This is a genomic window from Chryseobacterium cucumeris, from assembly GCF_016775705.1.
GTDB lineage: Bacteria > Bacteroidota > Bacteroidia > Flavobacteriales > Weeksellaceae > Chryseobacterium > Chryseobacterium cupriresistens.
The window spans coordinates 1783554-1802586 of record NZ_CP068760.1 but is presented as its reverse complement, the minus strand read 5'-3'; the positions used below and the strand labels follow the sequence as shown (position 1 = coordinate 1802586).

The window sequence follows — 19033 nt, the reverse complement described above, 5'->3', positions numbered from 1 at the left end:
AATACGATCACTATGAGTCAATTATATATCGCACAGGATACTCCGCTTACTTGTAGTAAAGGCCGAAGACTTATAGGAATTGGAGTCAGTTCCCAGTCTTCCGTAAAATTGAAAAAAGGAGCTAAGCTGATGGCCACGGAAAAGGACCGTTTTAAAGACAATTTTATCTGTCCTGAAATGATGATGGCAGGAGCATTAACAGGGGTAGCAGTAGCGGCAGCTTTCTCCGGTGGGCTTTTTGTTTTAGCGGCAGCCGCCTGGGCAGGAAGTGCCCTCATAGATGACTGCCTCAATATCTGTTCATTTCTATGCAAGGGAAGCGACTGGCAAAATACCCATCCAAAAGTAAAAATTGAAAATAAAAAACCTCTGTTGCAAAATTCCAGTCTACACTGTTTCATAGGAGGTAAAATCACCTTTCATTTACCTGTTGCCCAGCTGCAGGAAGCCTCTATTGCCAGTAGAATGGCCCAGGATTCTTACGAGGATAATAACGGGAAGAATACCAGTATTGATGGGTACACACGAATCAATACAGATGATCAGGCTGAGCTGGACAAGCTGTTCGGTCCGGGCGTGTTAACCAGCAAAGATTTCAATACCAATAAAGATAACGGCTTCTTTTCCTCTTTGTATTATAATAAAGAAACAGGAGATTATTTTGTGGCATTCAGAGGTTCAGAACCTAAAGGAATGCAGTTTTATCATGACTGGTTCATCGAAGATGGAGGACAGGCTCTTGGTTTTGCAACGCCTCAGATAGAAAAAACGAGAATGCTTGCGGAAAAAATGGATAATGCGACCGGAGGAAAAGTGAAATTTACCGGACACTCATTAGGAGGAGGAAACAGTGCCATGGCTTCCTATTACACAGGACTTCCGGGATATACCTTCAATGCAAGAGGAGTACATGGCAATACACTCGATTATCTCGATAAAAAAGGAGCCGTAAAATCAACTTCCGGAATTATCAATTACAGTACAAGTAATGATATTCTTAACGGGCTGCAAAATAACAGGGAAGGTCTGCTCTCTACATTGGCTTTATCCAGAATTCCGGGGCTCAACAAAATTGCAATTTTCGGAGGTCTTACAGGAGGTGTTCCGAGAGCGCTGGGAGAACAGAATGAAATCTTCGGGTACATTGAGGATAATGAAGGGCTTGGCCTAAAAACCATTGGAAGCGGACATAGCGCATACAACGATGCGTTTCAGGCGATGCTGGCCACTATAAATACTGATGTTGTAGCTAATAATATATAATATGAAACCATTTATTTTAATAATACTTTCTATCATGACACTTTTTTCCTGTTCAGATTTTAATCTTAGGTCGCGTAAAAACGAAAATAGAAATCAATATCCTCCTTCAAGAATGTTTACAGGAGACGGTTTATCAGCTGCCCAGAAAATGTTTGATGGAGATCTGAAAGGCATGGAAGAAATTATTAAGGAAAAAAATATTGATATCAATAAATTACAGGAGAACACAGGGTATACCTTACTGATGTATGCTTCTATTATTGAAGATTTGAAAGCTATGGAAAAGCTTTTAGAGCTGGGAGCTGATCCCAATATTATAATACCTCATGAAGGTTTTGAGTCTCCTCTGAATCATGCTGTAGCACTTAATAATTACGAAATGCTGCAATTACTTTTCAAATATAAAGCCAGTCCTAACCCAGCTGTAGGGAATTCCCCGTTATCTGATGCAATGACCCTTGGAGGTGAGGAAAGTACCGAAAAGAAAATGATTGATTACTTACTTCAGAATGGCGCTGACATCAATAATGTTTCTTATAACGGAAGCAACATTATGGAAAGTGCAGCCAGGGATGATCTGGATATGGCAGAATACTTTCTGTCCAAAGGAGGATTGCCTAAAATAAAAGGAACAGACCTTTGCCCAATGGCAGATTATATTCAGTATAAGGAAAAGCAGAAAAGTGACCGTAATCTGCCAGACTCTCCTTATTATCAAAAATTATTCGGAATTAAAAAACAGCTGGTTGATCAATATAATGTAGCGTTCCCGTATAAAAAAGACACAATAGAAGAAGCAAAACTTAGAATAAGACAGTATGAATCTTTAAGTTCTAAAGATAAGCTATCCGTGAATTTCAAAAAAAATTACGGAGAAAATCTTTATCAGGAAGATTTAAACAGAGTTAAAGGAAAATGACAGTGTTTATAACATGATTATTCCGGACGATTTTTTGTCTTTGACGTATGAAATATTTTAATTTCAAAGATTTTCTGTTTTTGATGTAACGTGTTTATAACTAGTGTGTTAATTTGGTATTTAAATCCATTGTCGTAGAATTACGACAATAAATCGTAGAATTACGACACTTTTTCAGTTTTATATTCAAAATTTTTTTTAAGCCGTAAAGAGCTTCTATATTTGCTAACACAATCACTGAATAACAATATTAACGATTAAAATTTACAATCATGGCCGAAAGAAATTCAAGAGGAATCTTAAAATTCAACAACGGAGAAGGACAGAAGCTGTTAAAAATGAACTACAGCGTATCAAGATCTACAGACGTTTCAGGACGTGTAGCATCAGATCCTTCCAACGCTTTGATCAAAGTTACAGTAGAAGCTACTGAAAAATCAGACATCCTTGAAAGCTTACTGAACGGTAAATACAAGCCGACAGTAGGAGAAATTACTTTCAACAAATCTCACGAAGAAGGAACACTGATCACTTTGAAATGGGAGAACGGATACGTAATCCAACACGAAGTAGACTTCGATGCTATTGACAGCAACAGTATGCTGATCAGCTTCGTGGTAAGTGCTGAAACCATCGACTACGGTACTTCCCAGTACGCAGGGCTATGGCCTTCAGCAGGTAAATAAGCCTATTCATCATCTTAGTAAAAATAAAATTGGTACAGAACAGCGGACAAGAGACGCTGTTCTGTTTTTTATTTAGCAGGATCAGAATTTTTAAAATCATATCAAAGTAATATATCTCTTTAAGGTGTAATAATAAATTTCTGTTTATGCCCTTAATATATTTGTTATAAGGTATTTATATTCTGTTTTTAAATCTAATGTCGTAGAATTACGACAATAAATCGTAGAACTACGACATCAAATCGTACAATTACGACACTTTTTCAGATTTCCTTTCAATTGCTTTTTTTTCAAAACCAGGGGCTTTATCTTTGTTATATAATTATTGAATTACAATTTATTACTAACGATTAAAATTTACAATCATGGCAGAAAGAAACTCAAGAGGAATCTTAAAATTCAACAACGGTGAAGGGCAGAAACTGTTAAAAATGAACTACAGTGTATCAAGATCTACAGACGTTTCAGGACGTGTAGCATCAGATCCTTCCAATGCATTAATCAAGGTGACAGTAGAAGCTACTGAAAAGTCAGACATCCTTGAAAGCTTACTAAACGGTAAATACAAGCCGACAGTAGGAGAGATCACTTTCAACAAATCTCACGAAGAAGGAACACTGATCACTTTGAAATGGGAGAACGGATACGTAATCCAGCACGAAGTAGATTTCGATGCAGTAGACAGCAACAGTATGCTGATCAGCTTCGTAGTAAGTGCTGAAACCATTGATTACGGTACTTCTCAGTACGCAGGACTATGGCCTTCTTCAGGTAAATAATCCCATAAACTTAAATAAAAAAAGGAACAGTGTACCTTCGGGTATGCTGTTTTGTTTTTTTAACCCCATCCCGAACCTCGCATCCCGATACCCCGAAACCCTTCCTCAAACTATCAACTTTTACTCCTATTTTCTTATATTTGTTCATTATTCAAAATATGGACGCAACACAAGATAAAAGGCTGTTTCTCATCGATGCTTATGCGATGATTTTCAGAGGATATTACGCATTAATCAGGAATCCGAGACTCACCAGCAAAGGTCTGGATACTTCTGCCATCTTCGGTTTTACCAATTCTCTCATCGAATTGATCAGAAGAGAAAAACCAACACACCTGGCAGTAGTTTTTGATGTTGGACAGGCCAGTGTAAGAACTGATGATTTCTCAGAATATAAAGCCAACAGAAGCGAAACTCCCGAAGCAATCAAAATTGCGATTCCATATATCCACAAAATTCTGGAAGCAATGCATATCCCGATTCTTGGGGTAGAAGGATATGAAGCCGATGATGTCATTGGGACTATTGCATGCAAAGCCGAAAAAGAAGGATACACCACCTTCATGGTGACACCGGATAAAGATTTTGCACAGCTGGTTACGGATAAAATTAAAATTTATAAGCCAGGTTTAAAAGGCGGTGACATTGAAATTTTAGGAGTAGAAGAAGTAAAGGCAAAATATGAGATTGATGATCCTAAGCAGGTGATTGATTTCCTTGCCATGATGGGAGATGCAGTAGATAATATTCCTGGATTGGAAGGAGTAGGAGAGAAAACTGCTATGAAATTCCTGAAAGAATTCGGCAGCATTGAAAATTTATTAGCCAATACGGATAAACTGAAAGGAAAACTGAAAGAAAAAGTAGAAGCTTCCGCAGAACGTGGTATTATGTCTAAAAAATTAGCCACTATCATCTGTGATGCTCCTGTAGAATTCCATCAGGAACAATACGACCTGGAAACTCCGGATTTTGAAAAAGTAAAAGAGGTCTTTGACGAAATAGAATTCAGAAGACTATACGAAAACCTTTACAGGGCTTTCGCTCCTGCAGCTGTAGAAACAGTGGTTGTAAGTGAAGTAGAAGTAAAACAGACTCCGGCCGGAACCGAAGTAAAAGGACAGGTTATGCAGCTTGATCTTTTTGCCAATTTTGAGGAACTGGATCAGGCAACTTCTACAAAGTCTACGATTGAGAATAATGATCATCTGTATCAGTTTATCAATAACCCGAAAGCACAGAAAAAACTGGTTGACAATCTGCTGCAGCAGAAAGTGGTATGTTTCGATACGGAAACGACATCATTAAACGAGCTTGAAGCAGAACTGGTAGGAATGAGCTTCTCTTATAAAAAAGGACTTGCTTACTATATTCCGTTCTCTGAAAACAAGGAAGAAGTGTTGCAGACCCTGGAGATTTTCAGACCGTTTTTCGAAAAAGAAGACCTGCTGAAAGTAGCGCACAACCTTAAATTTGATTACAAAGTTTTAAAACAATACGACATCACCGTGAAAGGCGCCATGTTTGATACCATGATTGCCCACTACCTCCTGAACCCGGACGGAAGACACGGGATGGATTATCTCTCAGAAGTATATCTGAACTATAAACCGGTATCCATTGAAACCATTATCGGAAAAAAAGGGAAAAAACAGGGGAATTTCAGAGATGCTGATCTGAGAACACAAACAGATTATGCAGCAGAAGATGCAGATGTAACTTTCCAGTTGTATGAGCTATTCGCACCACAGCTGAAAAAGGAGAACCTGGAAGAGCTTTTCTTTAACATTGAAATGCCTCTGATGGAAGTACTTGCAAAAATGGAACTTTCAGGGATTTCTTTGGATGAAAAATGGTTGGCACAGGAAAGTGTTGACCTTGAGAATGATCTGAAACAGCTTGAAACAAAGATTTTTGAACTTTCAGGAGAAGAATTCAATATGAATTCACCGAAGCAGCTGGGAGAGATTCTGTTTGAAAAATTACAGCTCGATCCAAAAGCGAAGAAAACAAAAACAGGGCAATATGCAACATCAGAAGATGTGCTTCAAAAATTAAGTTCAAAACATGAAATTATCAAGCATATCCTGGAATACAGAACCTATCAGAAATTAAAATCAACTTATGTGGATGCATTGCCTTCACAGATTGAGAAAAAAGATAACAGAGTACATACCAACTTCTCACAGACTACAGCTGCTACAGGCCGTTTGGCGAGTGTAAACCCTAACCTGCAGAATATTCCGATCCGAACGGTGAGAGGGCAGCAGATCCGTGGAGCATTTGTTTCCGGAGAAGGAAAGAAGATTATTTCTGCCGATTATTCACAGATTGAACTTCGTTTGATTGCTGAGATTTCCGGAGAGGATAATATGATCAAAGCTTTTCAGGATGGAGAAGATATCCACGCTTCTACCGCCGCAAAACTCTTTAAAATTCATTTGGCTGAGGTATCCAAAACTCAGAGAAGTCAGGCTAAAACCGTAAACTTTGGAATTATCTATGGACAAGGAGCTTTTGCTTTGGCAGAACAAACCGGATTATCCCGTACAGAAGCCAAACAGATGATCGAAGCTTACTTTGAAACCTATCCGAAACTGAAGGAGTACATGGCTGAGCAGGTGAACAAAGCACGCCAGGTAGGATATGTTGAAACTATTTTAGGAAGAAAACGTCATTTGAAAGATATTAATTCCAATAATTTTGTGGTAAGAGGTCATGCGGAAAGAAATGCTGTAAACGCACCAGTTCAGGGAAGTGCAGCAGATGTTGTAAAGCTTGCCATGATTAAAATAGACAGAGAACTTGAAGAGCAACAGCTTAAAACAAAGATGCTGCTTCAGGTACATGACGAATTGGTGTTCGAATCTCCGGTAGATGAGATTGATACAGCCTCAAAACTAATCAAAACTGAAATGGAAAGTGCCTTAAAAACACAGGTTCCGCTATTGGTAGAAATTGGAGTAGGAGATAACTGGTTAGAAGCACATTAATCAATACTGTAAATCATACTTTAAATAAAAAACTTCCGTCTTGTAGGCGGAAGTTTTATTTTGTTAGAACTGGACAGCTTACTCTTGTTCTACAGAATTGTAAACATTGGTGACAACATCATCAGGAGAAACATTTTCAAATAAAAATCTTTCTTTTTTTACCTGTACTTTTTTAGTTTCTGATGGCATTTCTTGTTCCATGGTATTTACCGTTTCCAGTATTACTTTACCTTTCATAGGCTCATAATAGAGGGCAGAGTGGGAACCCGCACCCATATTATACGTTTCAATATAGGTAAGAATCAGGTTGTCATTCACATATTTGAATTTACTGAACTGATTACCATAAGGTCCGATATCATAGAGATTGATATTCAATGTTCCTTTTTCAATACTGATGTCTTCAGGATCGTGTATTTTATAGCCAGATTCATTGTATTCATCGGGAAGAACGGTTTCAGAACTTTTAAATAACCGGTATGTTTTGTCAGGATTCTTTAGAAGGACTATCATGGTTCTCTGTGCTAAAGTGTCGTCTTTTTTTCTAAGAATCAATGCTTTATCAGGAAGTCCGTCCTGGTTGAGATCACCTTCGGTTTCGTATTGAATTTCATATTGACTGGATACAAAATCTGAGACTTGTTTTCCTGCTGTCAACTGCTCCTTCTGAACTGGTGCCATATCCTTTTTTATAATGCCCGAAGAGTTTTTCGGAGTCTGTGTTTTGGTTTTGTTACATGAATAAGCAATTAAAGAAGCAAAAAGTAAAGTAGAAAAGATTTTTTTCAATGGTTTGTTTTTTAAGATACAAATCTAGCTTTTATTTCCTGATAATGTAAAATTATGACACATAAACATCCCAGTACGGTAACAGGAAGAAAGGAAAGTGAAACTGTATATTGGATTTCTGAATTGAAGTCGTAAGTACTCCAGGAAGATTCCCTGTCTACAAATAGGGTGTAGTTCCAAAATAACCAGACAAAGATCAGGAACAGGAATTCGACTGAAGCCTTGAAGACAATCTTTTTAACAAAGAAAAGCAGAGAAAAGACAATTGATAAGAACCCACCGGCTATAAGGGATATATACACCGCATCTTCAAAAAATGAACAGTCTATACAGCCGCTTGAAACACGTTCTGAAAGGGTTCCCATTGACCAGTAAAATTGTAAGAATGTAACCACTGAAATAAAGATGGTAATAATGAGCCACCTCTTCAGAAAAGAGTAGAACTGATTAAGTTTGAATTCTTTCATGATGTTCAAATATCTGGATTATTTTATCATTCTTATCATGGCTAAATCATCTGTAGGTTTTACTCCGTATTGATGTTCCAACTGCTTTAGTTTCCTGTTAAGCATTTCTTCAGTTTCGCTATTCTGACGGTCTATCATTAAATATTCAGCAAAATTGATCATTTCTTCAGAATTCGTTTTTTTAATTTTTGAAAAGCTCAAAATACCATCAGTAGCAATGGAAACATCATCCAGACAATCAAAAAATAATTTCTGAGACTGACGGGGATACCATTCTTCAAAGTCTTCATAAAGATGATAAGCTAAATAATCCGGTCTATTATTACGGTCAAATTCTGTGATATTTCCATTGATACAGACAACTCCGTCACCAATGGTTAGGATGAATCCTTCGTCCTTTGTGATGTCGTAAACCAGGATTATAAGACTAGATAACAACTCTTTTTCGTCCAGCATCAGATGATTTTTTACAAATTTGAGTTCATTGAATAAACCTTTTATGATTTTTTTGAGCTCTTCTTCCAGACTCTGCTGGCTGCCTTTTTCATATAAAGCCTTGTAACCGTTTTCAATAATGATTTTACGTAAAATCTTTCCAGTAAGTGTTGACGCAAAATGACTGTCCATAGCTGTAGAGCATCCATCCATCACAGCACACAAAATCTTATCAGAACTGATTTTTTTGATGAGAAGATCATCTTCACAATGATTAATATGATAATCTCCGATTTGTAGAGTAGAATATAAATTCATTACATGCTAAAATAGATTTATTTTTTTAATGTAACCTTATTTCATCCTCATTATAGGTATAAAAATAGCAACAAGTGATCACACGTCTCATGAAATCACTTGTTGCCGGTGTTGAGAAAGCAGTTTTGCTTTGGTTATTAAATATCGTATTCTATTTCTCCCACATAATGCAGTGAAAAATCATCATTTTCTACAGAAACCGGATTAGGAATCACAAATCTTGTCGCAAAAATAATAGCATTTACGGGCGTATCCAGACTGAGTTCGTTTAATTTGTTTTCCAGAACCGGAAGCCATTGGTCAGCATAAGAATACTCTGCAAACTTATCATAAAGACTAAGGCTTTCATCCTCAAAACCATATTCTATAAAATCATCATCAAACCATTTGATGCTCTGTGATTCTGCAAACCTGGAAACATACTGATCATCAGTTTCTTCCTCTATATAGTAGTTTTCATCCTCTTCTATGAAGCTATAAAAATCTTCTTCATTCTTGAAATATCCTAACCAGAAGTGTGAAATTTCTTTATCCATAATTGTATATAAGTATTATTTTTTTTGATTTTTTTTAAGTGACATTTTCCCGTGTTGATGAATATCCCTTTTATACAAGAAAATTTCCGCAATTAAAATGTAACATTACAAAAGTTTTTCGTGAAACAAATTTTTGGGGCAGCAACGCAAAATCTCCTCAGCAAAGATAGTTCCTTAATAGGATTTATTGTAAATTTATTCTCTGTTTAAATTATAAAAGATGGATTTTCTTCAGGACCATTATATTATTAAAAATGAATTGCTGCTGATCCTTATTTCAGTTATTCTAGGACTGTTTATTGGTGCTGAACGTGAATACCGTAATAAGTCGGCCGGTCTCAGGACCTTTATTCTCGTTTGCTTCGGTGCCTGCCTTTTTACGATACTTTCTATAAAAATAGGTGTGGAAAATCCGGATCGTCTTGCCGCCAATATTATTACAGGAATCGGATTTCTGGGCGCAGGAGTCATTTTCAAAGGCGATAATAAAATTGAAGGGATTACCACAGCAACCACTATCTGGGCAACTGCTTCTATTGGAATGGCTGTAGGTTCCGGCTATGTTTATATTGCATTGTTGGGGACAACGTTGGTATTACTTATTTTAAGTGCCCTGACTTATCTCCAGAATTTTATTGATAATTATAATAAAGTAAGGGAATACAAAATTGCCGTAACAGACTCGCAGGATATTAAATATTGTGAAAATATATTTAAAGAAAATCATTTAAGATATCAGATGCTCAAACAGCAATATTCCCAGGAAAGCTTTACCGTTATATGGAGGCTTACCGGAAAAAATAGCCATCATGAGGAAGTCATCAGCAGTCTGGTGGATGATCCGAAAATTAAAGCGTATCAGTTTTAGACCGTAAAAGAGCAAAAAAATAAAGGCCGGAGCCTTTATTTTTATTTTTTCTTGAATACATAAAGATCTTTGTTAGGGCCATCGATCTCTTTTCCTTCCATATCCAGTTGGATCAACATATTCTCACCCACTTTATATTTATATTGGGCTGTTTTCCCTTTTAAAGTAATCATGCTTCCTGTAGCATCCCATTCAAAAGTGCCTTTATCCTGATTTTTTGAATTCCTCTCAAGATATTCCTCCGTGATACTGAATGTTTTATCATCATTCAATGTTAAAGAAGTCTTGATTCCCGGACAGTCTGCACAAGGAACTGTTGCTTCATAAGTTCCGGCCCAGTCCAGAGCATTTTCAGACGTATCACCAGCAGCTGTAGGAGTAGCTTTAGTGATGCTGTCTGCAGCAACAGGTTGTACAGCCGTAGCAGAATCTGTAGTCGCTGTTGTTTCAGTGGTTTCTTTTTTAGAACATGAAGCAAGGAACAGAGCTGATGCCATTCCCAACATGAGCATTTTACTTTTCATCATAATAATTAATTTAAGGATGTTTTTAATAATAAAGTTACTTCCAATCAACAAAAATTGAGCCAGAAGAACATTGAACAGCAGATTGAGCAATGGTGAATAGTCAATTTCGCTCCGCTTGTCAATTTTTAATGAATTTACTTACTGTTTGATTATAAAAATTCACTATTCACTTGTGAAGCAAGATTCACTATTGACCATCACTATTTTCCAAAAACGAACTCTTAGTAACTTTTCCACCCGTTTTATAAAGCCTGTTCCTATTTTTCTTTGTAAATTGGGGCAAAATTTTGATTATGACAAAAAAGATACTTTTATCTGTATTTCTTTTGCCAGCTGCAATGGCATTTGCGCAACAATATGGAGGAATGTGGATTCCTACAGAGCTGAATGAAAAGGAAATGAAGGATTTAGGAATGAAGATTTCTGCAAAAGATATTTTCAATCCTCAGAAACCAAGCATTAAAGATGCGGTTGTACAGTTTAACGGCGGATGTACTGCAGAAATTATTTCGCCTAAAGGATTGCTTTTAACGAACCATCACTGTGGTTTTGGGCAGATTCAGGCACACTCTACCGTTCAGAATGATCTTCTTTCAAACGGATTTTGGGCAAAAAATACAGAAGGTGAACTTCCTAATCCGGGAGTAAAAGTAGATTTTATTGTAGATATAAAAGAAGTTACTGATCCTATTTTAGAAGGTACGGACAATCTTACAGAACCTGAACTTACTAAAAAGATCAACAACAATATTGAGGTGTATAAAAACTCTCAGAAAATTGAATCTTACCAGTCGATCATGGTAAAACCAATGTATTATGGAAACAAATACTATGCTTATACCATCGAAACGTATAAAGATATCCGTCTTGTAGGAGCTCCTCCTCAAAGCATCGGTAAATTCGGAAGCGACACAGACAACTGGGTTTGGCCGAGACACACCGGAGATTTCTCGATGTTCAGAATTTATGCAGACAAGAACAACAAACCTGCAGAATATTCAAAAGACAATGTACCATACGTTCCAAAGCACTATTTACCGGTTTCTATCAAAGATAAAAACGAGAACGATTTTACTTTTGTTTTCGGATTCCCGGGAAGAACTACAGAATACCTTCCTGCAATCGCTGTAGAGAAGATCATGAAAGATATTGACCCTGCAAGAATTGCGGTACGTGATGTGGCTCTGAAAACGTTGGACGAAAAAATGCGTGTTGACAATGAAACCCGTATCAAATATGCTTCAAAATATGCTTCAGTAGCCAACTACTGGAAAAAATGGATCGGTGAAGTAGAAGGATTGAAAAAATCCAATGCTGTAGAAAAGAAAGTAATGTATGAAGGTTCTTTGGTCGCTAAAAATCCTGAGATCAAGACTACTTTGGATCAGCTGAATAAACTGTACAACGATCAGGCTCCTTATGCATTAAACAACGCTTACTATACAGAAGTAATCAAAAATGCGGAGACTTTGAAATTAGCTGGTGATTATTATGATTTCGTTGCGTCTGTAGAAGCAGGAAGAATGGATGAAAAAGAACTATCAAAGCTGAAAACGAAATTAACTTCTTTCTATAAAGATTACAGTGCTGAGCTTGATGCAAAAGTAACTGCAAAACTATTGGCTTTGTACGTTAATAAAACAGCACCACAGTTTTTACCGGCAGGATTCAGCAAATATAAAGATGAGAACGCTAATATTCCTGTTGTAGAAGATATGTCTAAAAACTCTGTCATTACAGGAAGAACTGCTGTAAACGGAGGAACTTTAACTGCTGATATTGATAAAGCATTTTCTAATCAGGATAAACTGATCAGAACTTTAAAGAAAGACCCTATTTATCAATTATATGTTTCGATGAAAGAAACCTATATGAAAACTGCAGATCCGCAATACACTTCAATGCAGGCAAAAATTGATGCTTTGCAGAAAAAATTCATGGCGCAGCAGATGAAGACGGATAAAGACAGAAAATTCTTCCCGGATGCCAACTCAACGCTTCGTGTAACTTACGGTAAAGTGAAAGGTTCCACTCCTAGAGATGCCGTTTCTTACGGATACCAGACTCACCTTGCAGGAGTAATGGAAAAGTATGTTCCCGGAGATTACGAATTTGATGTTCCAAAGAAACTGATTGATCTTTACAACAAAAAAGATTTCGGAATCTATAAAGATAAAACAGGTGATGTTCCTGTAGGATTCACTGCTACCAACCATACAACCGGAGGAAACTCAGGAAGCCCGGCTCTTGATGCTAACGGAAACCTTGTCGGATTGAATTTCGACAGACAGTGGGAAGGAACAATGAGTGATATCAACTATGATCCGCGTTTCAGCAGAAACATCATGGTAGATACAAAATATATCCTTTTCATCATTGATAAGTTCGCAGACTCAAGATGGCTTGTTGATGAAATGAAGATCATAAAATAATTTTAAAAGTTATACCTTTAAGAATCTATTTGAATTTAATTTTGAATAGATTCTTTTTATTTACAATAGGATGAAAGACAGCATCATCAATGTTTTGGCAGCTTTTGAAACTGGGAATATCGGAAAATCATTTCCGCTGGACTATTGTTTGCCACTTTATCACAGTGTTTCCGACAAAGAACTTCCTCATTTAAAACATGTGATCCGTTATAAAACAACTCAGCAGTTTGAAGACGATCTGGATCACATGGCCAGTAATTTTCAGTTTGTGAACTGGCAGGAGTTTAAGGATTATAGGGCCGGAAGTTTTAAACCTTCAAAAAAAATTGCCCTTTTAACTTTTGATGATGGTTTCAGAGAGTTTTACGATATTGCGGCTCCCATTCTGGAACGAAAAGGAATATATGCCTGTAATTTTATCAATCCGGCTTTCATAGACAATAAAGAGATGATGTTCAGGTGCAAAGCGAGCCTTCTTGCCGATGCTGCTGAAAAAATAAAAACCATAGATCCCGAAATTTATTTTATCCTGTCGTTGAAAAATATGGATAGAAGGGTTTTACAAAAGAAAATTTTATCCATAAATTATCAGGAAAAAGATATTCTGGATCAGCTTGGTGAAAAACTTGAGGTAGATTTTAAAGCCTATTCAAAAGAATATCAACCTTACTTAAATACAGAAGAATTACAGGAACTGACCCGTAAAGGTTTCGGAATCTCTTCGCACAGCTGGGATCATCCCAAATATGGCGATCTGTCTTTGAAAGAACAGATGACAACAACCGACAGAACCTTTGCCTATTTAAAAGAAAATGGTTTTTTGTACGAAAGTTTTGCATTCCCTTTTACCGATTTTGAAGTAAAGAAAGATTTTTTTGATGAACTTTATAAAAATGAAGAGATCTACTGCAGCTTTGGGTGTGCCGGTATAAAACTGGACAGTGTGAAGAGAAACTTTCAAAGAATTCCAATGGAAATGGGAGAGAGCGGAGCACAGATATTGAAAAAAGAAACAGCTTACTTCAGATTGAAAAGCCTGATGAATAAAAATACGATTGTGAGAAAATGATAACGCTGAAAACATTCAATAGAAAAGAACTGGAAGATTTTATATCCTCCGGAGCTTTCCGGCAGTATGATTTTCTTCCGGTTACCAGACACCGTGCGCTGTCTCATATTCAGAATCCAAAAGCAGCAGACGAAGATGCACTTCTTATTCTTGCTTTTTATGAAGATAAACTGATCGGTTATGTGGGATGTTTTCCGGATTGTTTTATCATTGATGGAAAAGAAATCCGCTATGCCTGGCTCAGTACCCTGTATGTAAACCCGGAATACAGAAAAAAAAGACCGGCGAAAGCATTGCTGAAAAAAGTTTTTGAACAATACGAAGGCCGGATTGCCATTACAGAATTTACCAAAGAAGCAGAAGCACTCTACAATATTATGGGTGTTTTTGAATATGTCTTTCCCAAAGAAGGCAAACGCTACTACTTCAGAACCGATGCCGCTAAAATGATTCCTGAAAAGAAACCGGGAACACAACCGTTGAAACCTCTTTTTCAAATTCTGGATGCCGCTGCCAATGGAGTGATCTCAATAAAGAACCTGGCCGCACCAAAACCAGATTTTAAATATGAAATTCTGGATCATATCGACAAAGAAAGTGCAGATTTTATGAACAGGTTTCCCGGGATGCGCAATGCAGACGAAATCAATTCTTTTATAGAAAATCCCTGGGTTTTGGAAGGCAAAAAAGATGAAAAATACCTGTTTTCAAGTTTTGCCGACAGCTTTAAATATTTCTGGATCAAAATTTTAAATAAAAATAACAAGATTACATCCTGTTTTCTGCTGCAGCTCCGTGATGGCTATCTTAAAATACCTTACCTTTTTACGGACGGTAATTTCGATGAGGTTATCCGGTTTTTACAGTATTTCATCGTGCGTCATAAAGTAAAAGGCTTTACTTCTTATCAAACCGTACTAAACAGGGAAATACAACAGTCAAAAGTATTTTCCCCTATCTATGAACGTGATTTTAAAAGGGAGTACCTGTTTCATAAAAATCTTTTGGAATTGCTTCCCGGTCATTTTAACCCAAACTATCAGGATGGTGACGGAGATTGCATGATGACGTAATAGAATGATGAATGATGAATGATGAATGATGAAGGATGAGCTACACGTGATCAATTATCATTCATTACTTATAAAAAAACAAACCGCCCGATAGAATGATCAGGCGGTTTGTTTTTTAATGTCCAAAAATATCTTTCAGACTTACTTCTTTAAATATCCCCATTTTGTTGACAGCTTCCATATCAAGATTCTCTTTTTTGCCGATAATAGCGGTGTTAAAATGTATTGATTTGACTTCTGTCTGATAAAAATGCTTGATATCCTCAAATGCCAAGTGCTGGATCTGTTCATAAATATCTTTTCTGAAATCATGATAGATATTTAATTTCTGCAGTCTTAAGGTATTGAAGAATATATTGTTTCGGGTAACCCTTGTTGAAGCAATCTGTTTCAAAGCTGCATTTCTGGCATTCTCAAACTGAATAGGAACTTCCGGAAGCTCGTTCATCAGTTCATTCAGGGTATCTACAGCGATCATAAGCTTGTCAGGCTGGGTTCCGATATAGGTCGTTACATAATCGGGATGGTTCAGTTCCGAGTTCGCGGCATAAGAAACATAAGCAGAGTAGGCAAGACTTTTACTTTCCCGCATCTCCTGGAAAACAATGGAAGATAACCCTCTTCCAAAATATTCATTGAAAACATTGATTTTTCCAAAATGAAGCGGGTTCACCTTGTTTCCTTTACCAATCTTGCTCATTTCCATCTGAACCATATCATAGTTGATGAAATACACGTTTCCTCCGGTTGCCGGTTCCGGATACAGTTTGGCAGCTGGTATCTGAAGGCTTTCAGGTTCTATGTATTCACCAATGTATTTTGTAAAGGTTTCAAAATTTTTACCATAGAAAAATACCTGATAAGGATATTGGAAAAGCTTTTTCATTCTGTCTGTAAAAACTTCAGCACTGCTGTTTTCAAGCTCTTCCTTAGAAATAACATCCGTAAAACGTGAGTTGCTACCCAGCTTTGTATAATTGTTCAGGGCTGTTATAATCCGGTTTTTATCTTTCTTCATGGCCTGACGGTTTTCCAGTACTGTTCCCACAAACTGATTATAGATTTCCTGATCAGGCTGTACATCTCGCATCCAATGCTGCAGAAGGGCAATTCCTTTTTCTATATTCTCTTCCAGTCCGCTCAGCGAGATGGTCAGCTGATTGTTCGTTGTTTTAAAATCATTGCTGATTCCGATTTTGAAAAATTCCTTTTTTAAATCCTCCGGCGAAAGGGTATCAGTTCCCAAATACTGAAGAAGCTGAGTTGAAACCCCTAAATCTCTGTCATGATCACTTCCAAAAGAGAAAATGAAATGTACCTGAGCAATATCGTTGTATTTATTCTTTACGAAACTTAATTTCTTTCCGTTAAGCTGATCTGTAACGATTTCTTTTTGATAATCAATAAATTCAGGCTTGATATCCTCAGTTTTATCCGCTAAAATCTCTTTCAGAAACTCTGACTGCGTATCACGGTTGATCTTAACAGGAGTGATACCTGGATTCTCAACTCTGATCAGTTTGTCGTTTACCCCTTTTTCTTTATTCACAACCACATAGTTTTCCTTGAAAAACTCATTGGCAAAATTCACTACGTCATCTTTGGTGAAAGAGGCATACTCATCCATTTCATTCAGTTCCTCTTCCCAGGTTCTTCCTTTTATATAAGAATCGTAAAGATTGGTGGCAAGGCCTTCGGCGGTTTCAAGACCTTTCATTCTCTGAAGTTTGAAATCATTGATGATGGCTGGCAGCATCCAGTCCGGAAAATCTCCTTTCTTGATCAGCTCAATTTCATCCAATACCATATTCTTTGCTTCCTCCAGAGTCTGTGTTTCCTTAGGAACCGCAACAATGGAGAAATATCCATACTGTCTTAGTCCTACAGAAAAGGCTTGAGCCCAAAGCATCTTCTGCGTCTGGTTAATGTGTAAATCCAATAATCCGGCTTCTCCTCTGTTGCTGAGAATATTGGCAACTATATCAGCCAGCATTGCTTCTCTTGTTCCATAGCTATCTGTTCTCCATGCAAGCTGAGTACGTGGAGTAGTAGGGCTTTTTACTGTTCTGGCTACAACTTCTGTAATAGGCTGTTCAGTAATGGGTGTTTTTGCAGGAAGCTCTTTATAAGGTAAAGTCCCAAAATACTGATCAATTAATTGGATCGTTTCATCGAAATCAAGATCCCCAACCAATACCATAGCATAATTATTGGGAACATAATATTCATCAAAATACTTGTGAATAGCCTTCATCGATGGATTTTTCAGGTGTTCCGGTTTTCCCAGCGTGGTTTGCTGCCCGTTGGGATGAGTCGGGAAAAGAGCATCCATAAGTTCATAACTCACAAGTCTTGTGTCATTGTCCTGCGCCCTGTTGAACTCCTCATACACCGATTCCAGCTCAGTATGGAAAAGGCGAAGTACAATTTCAGAGAACCTTTCCTTCTCTATTTTCAGCCATTTTTCAAGTTCGTTATTCGGAATATTGTTTTTGTAAACCGTTTCATCAAACCAGGTATGCGCATTGGTACCACTGGCTCCCAGAGAAGAAATCGCTTTATCATATTCATTGGCAATGGCATATTGGCTGGCTTCCTGGGAAACTTCATCGATCTTCTTGTAGATTTCCCTTTTCTTTTCAGGATTCTGTTCCGCTTTATGTTCTTCATATAAAGCCGAGATCTGATCAAGAAGTTCTTTTTCCTTTTCCCAGTTCTGAGTTCCGATTTTTGAAGTCCCTTTAAACATCATATGCTCAAGATAATGAGCCAGCCCCGTATTATCAGCCGGGTCATTATTACTTCCTGTTCTTACCGGAATGAAGGTCTGTATTCTCGGAGCATCAAAATTCTGAGCAAGAAAAACCTTTAATCCATTGTTCAAAGTATAGATTCTGACGTTATTTTCGTCATGGGCTACCGTAATATATTCGTATTGGTTTTTATCTGTATGTACCGTTTCCTTATATTTTCTGTCTGTCATATAAAACTCATTTCATTCCTTAGAAACCGGAATGGACTACAAATGTAAGGATTCAAAAAAAATGTTGATCCTTTTTTATCATTATTACATCTATTACTGCGGTTGAAAAAGTGAATTATAAGCAAGAATCAGCTATGCAGAAAGAAATAAGTTTTTTAATTCTTCATTCCAAACCCTCAAACTTTTCCACTCTCAAACCCTCCAACCCTCCAACTCTCGAACTTTATTAGGAGCTATTTCCTGCTATCCATTCATACTCCTCGCGCCCGCGCATTCCAGCGCTCTCACCCTGAGCGAAGCCGAAGGCCCCCACACCTAAAACCCACCCACCCTCTAACCCAAGCTGCGGGGTAACCATTACTATCAGGGCTAGGGTAGGAGTCGTTAATGATGAATGATGAATGATGAATGATGGTTTTGGGGTAAGAGGGTACAGGGGCTGAGGTTATTGTGTCGCGGGTTTCGGATTGCCGGGTAGAGCAGTAACATTAGTATTGCGTTTTCAATATTTCTGATTTCTATGAAAGGTGGTTAGTGAGTCTAAATCTCTATCTCATTGTGTCATTCCGCAGGAATCCAAGCTTCTTTACGAGAGTCTGAAAGGAAGTGAAATGCCAGTATAATGTCTAAGGCCTTTTAACAGTTAGTATTAGGCATGTCATCCTAAGCTGAGCCGAAACATTTTAATTAATTACAGGTATAGGAGTTAAATCTTATTGCTCTATATTATATATAAATATACTCTTTAGTCTTCGTCGAAGAAAGTCAGCTCTCTTATATAATTTGGTCTCTATATAATATATACCATTCAGAGACAACTTGTCGTTTGAATGCCTCACTGTATTCTTGGACAGGGGACGATGTTTTTTTTAGATTCATAAGGGTGACTAATTTTA

At 37.3% G+C, this 19033-nt stretch carries 15 protein-coding genes; 9 read left to right on the top strand and 6 right to left on the bottom strand.

Features of this window, described 5'->3' with window-relative positions; all coding sequences use genetic code 11:
* Positions 1 to 12 precede the first annotated feature (12 nt).
* The 5 genes from JNG87_RS08020 to polA all read left to right on the top strand — a co-directional run bounded on the left by JNG87_RS08020 (position 13) and on the right by polA (position 6640).
* Positions 13 to 1263 carry a PAAR-like protein gene (locus JNG87_RS08020; RefSeq protein WP_202843200.1) on the top strand — a complete coding sequence of 417 codons (1251 nt, stop codon included), beginning with the start codon at positions 13 to 15 and terminating at the stop codon, positions 1261 to 1263.
* Between the two features lies 1 nt (position 1264).
* Positions 1265 to 2182 carry an ankyrin repeat domain-containing protein gene (locus JNG87_RS08015; RefSeq protein WP_227943607.1) on the top strand — a complete coding sequence of 306 codons (918 nt, stop codon included), beginning with the start codon at positions 1265 to 1267 and terminating at the stop codon, positions 2180 to 2182.
* Between the two features lie 272 nt (positions 2183 to 2454).
* Positions 2455 to 2868: a type VI secretion system tube protein TssD gene (gene tssD, locus JNG87_RS08010; protein WP_053328223.1), complete on the top strand. Its 414-nt coding sequence runs from the start codon at positions 2455 to 2457 to the stop codon at positions 2866 to 2868.
* Between the two features lie 365 nt (positions 2869 to 3233).
* Positions 3234 to 3647: a type VI secretion system tube protein TssD gene (tssD, locus tag JNG87_RS08005; RefSeq protein ID WP_062675327.1), complete on the top strand. Its 414-nt coding sequence runs from the start codon at positions 3234 to 3236 to the stop codon at positions 3645 to 3647.
* Positions 3648 to 3805: 158 nt separating this feature from the next.
* Entirely contained in the window at positions 3806 to 6640 is a 2835-nt protein-coding gene (gene polA, locus JNG87_RS08000; RefSeq protein WP_202843198.1) for a DNA polymerase I, read from the top strand.
* Positions 6641 to 6718: 78 nt separating this feature from the next.
* Here the strand turns inward: polA and JNG87_RS07995 are convergent, their stop codons facing one another.
* From JNG87_RS07995 to JNG87_RS07980, 4 genes are all read right to left on the bottom strand, one after another.
* Positions 6719 to 7429, bottom strand: coding sequence for a hypothetical protein (locus JNG87_RS07995; RefSeq protein WP_202843196.1), 711 nt, complete (start codon positions 7427 to 7429; stop codon positions 6719 to 6721).
* Positions 7430 to 7440: 11 nt separating this feature from the next.
* Positions 7441 to 7896, bottom strand: coding sequence for a hypothetical protein (locus JNG87_RS07990; protein WP_202843194.1), 456 nt, complete (start codon positions 7894 to 7896; stop codon positions 7441 to 7443).
* 18 nt (positions 7897 to 7914) lie between these two features.
* Positions 7915 to 8649 (bottom strand): protein phosphatase 2C domain-containing protein, encoded by a 735-nt coding sequence (locus tag JNG87_RS07985; RefSeq protein WP_202843192.1) that lies wholly within the window; start codon positions 8647 to 8649, stop codon positions 7915 to 7917.
* Between the two features lie 137 nt (positions 8650 to 8786).
* The gene (locus JNG87_RS07980; protein WP_202843190.1) at positions 8787 to 9185 is read right to left on the bottom strand and encodes an immunity 22 family protein; all 399 of its coding nucleotides are present in this window, start codon (positions 9183 to 9185) and stop codon (positions 8787 to 8789) included.
* A 220-nt stretch (positions 9186 to 9405) separates the two neighbouring features.
* On the opposite strand from JNG87_RS07980, the gene JNG87_RS07975 reads away from it, so the two are divergent.
* On the top strand, positions 9406 to 10053 hold the full coding sequence (locus tag JNG87_RS07975; RefSeq protein ID WP_202843188.1) for an MgtC/SapB family protein: 648 nt from the start codon (positions 9406 to 9408) through the stop codon (positions 10051 to 10053).
* Positions 10054 to 10094: 41 nt separating this feature from the next.
* Here JNG87_RS07975 and JNG87_RS07970 read toward each other — a convergent pair whose 3' ends face one another.
* A complete protein-coding gene (locus JNG87_RS07970) occupies positions 10095 to 10580 on the bottom strand; it encodes a copper resistance protein NlpE (protein WP_238349695.1) in 486 nt (161 codons plus the stop codon).
* Between the two features lie 293 nt (positions 10581 to 10873).
* Between JNG87_RS07970 and JNG87_RS07965 the strand changes: the two genes are divergently transcribed.
* From JNG87_RS07965 to JNG87_RS07955, 3 genes are all read left to right on the top strand, one after another.
* Positions 10874 to 13012: a S46 family peptidase gene (locus tag JNG87_RS07965; RefSeq protein ID WP_202843186.1), complete on the top strand. Its 2139-nt coding sequence runs from the start codon at positions 10874 to 10876 to the stop codon at positions 13010 to 13012.
* Positions 13013 to 13082: 70 nt separating this feature from the next.
* Positions 13083 to 14081: a polysaccharide deacetylase family protein gene (locus JNG87_RS07960; RefSeq protein ID WP_202843184.1), complete on the top strand. Its 999-nt coding sequence runs from the start codon at positions 13083 to 13085 to the stop codon at positions 14079 to 14081.
* Complete coding sequence (locus JNG87_RS07955) at positions 14078 to 15154, top strand: GNAT family N-acetyltransferase (RefSeq protein ID WP_202843179.1); 1077 nt, start codon at positions 14078 to 14080, stop codon at positions 15152 to 15154. Before JNG87_RS07960 ends, JNG87_RS07955 begins: the two co-directional genes overlap by 4 nt.
* A 115-nt stretch (positions 15155 to 15269) precedes the next feature.
* Here the strand turns inward: JNG87_RS07955 and JNG87_RS07950 are convergent, their stop codons facing one another.
* Positions 15270 to 18137: a M16 family metallopeptidase gene (locus tag JNG87_RS07950; RefSeq protein WP_202843177.1), complete on the bottom strand. Its 2868-nt coding sequence runs from the start codon at positions 18135 to 18137 to the stop codon at positions 15270 to 15272.
* Positions 18138 to 19033: the final 896 nt, after the last annotated feature.

Bases quoted from the DNA above. Each gene is read 5' to 3' on its own strand.
- tssD (WP_062675327.1), top strand. From the start codon at position 3,234: ATGGCAGAAAGAAACTCAAGAGGAATCTTAAAATTCAACAACGGTGAA.
- JNG87_RS07980 (WP_202843190.1), bottom strand. From the start codon at position 9,185: ATGGATAAAGAAATTTCACACTTCTGGTTAGGATATTTCAAGAATGAA.
- JNG87_RS07985 (WP_202843192.1), bottom strand. From the start codon at position 8,649: ATGAATTTATATTCTACTCTACAAATCGGAGATTATCATATTAATCAT.
- JNG87_RS07955 (WP_202843179.1), top strand. From the start codon at position 14,078: ATGATAACGCTGAAAACATTCAATAGAAAAGAACTGGAAGATTTTATA.
- polA (WP_202843198.1), top strand. From the start codon at position 3,806: ATGGACGCAACACAAGATAAAAGGCTGTTTCTCATCGATGCTTATGCG.
- JNG87_RS07970 (WP_238349695.1), bottom strand. From the start codon at position 10,580: ATGATGAAAAGTAAAATGCTCATGTTGGGAATGGCATCAGCTCTGTTC.
- JNG87_RS07990 (WP_202843194.1), bottom strand. From the start codon at position 7,896: ATGAAAGAATTCAAACTTAATCAGTTCTACTCTTTTCTGAAGAGGTGG.
- JNG87_RS07950 (WP_202843177.1), bottom strand. From the start codon at position 18,137: ATGACAGACAGAAAATATAAGGAAACGGTACATACAGATAAAAACCAA.
- JNG87_RS07975 (WP_202843188.1), top strand. From the start codon at position 9,406: ATGGATTTTCTTCAGGACCATTATATTATTAAAAATGAATTGCTGCTG.
- JNG87_RS08015 (WP_227943607.1), top strand. From the start codon at position 1,265: ATGAAACCATTTATTTTAATAATACTTTCTATCATGACACTTTTTTCC.
- JNG87_RS07965 (WP_202843186.1), top strand. From the start codon at position 10,874: ATGACAAAAAAGATACTTTTATCTGTATTTCTTTTGCCAGCTGCAATG.
- JNG87_RS07960 (WP_202843184.1), top strand. From the start codon at position 13,083: ATGAAAGACAGCATCATCAATGTTTTGGCAGCTTTTGAAACTGGGAAT.
- JNG87_RS08020 (WP_202843200.1), top strand. From the start codon at position 13: ATGAGTCAATTATATATCGCACAGGATACTCCGCTTACTTGTAGTAAA.
- tssD (WP_053328223.1), top strand. From the start codon at position 2,455: ATGGCCGAAAGAAATTCAAGAGGAATCTTAAAATTCAACAACGGAGAA.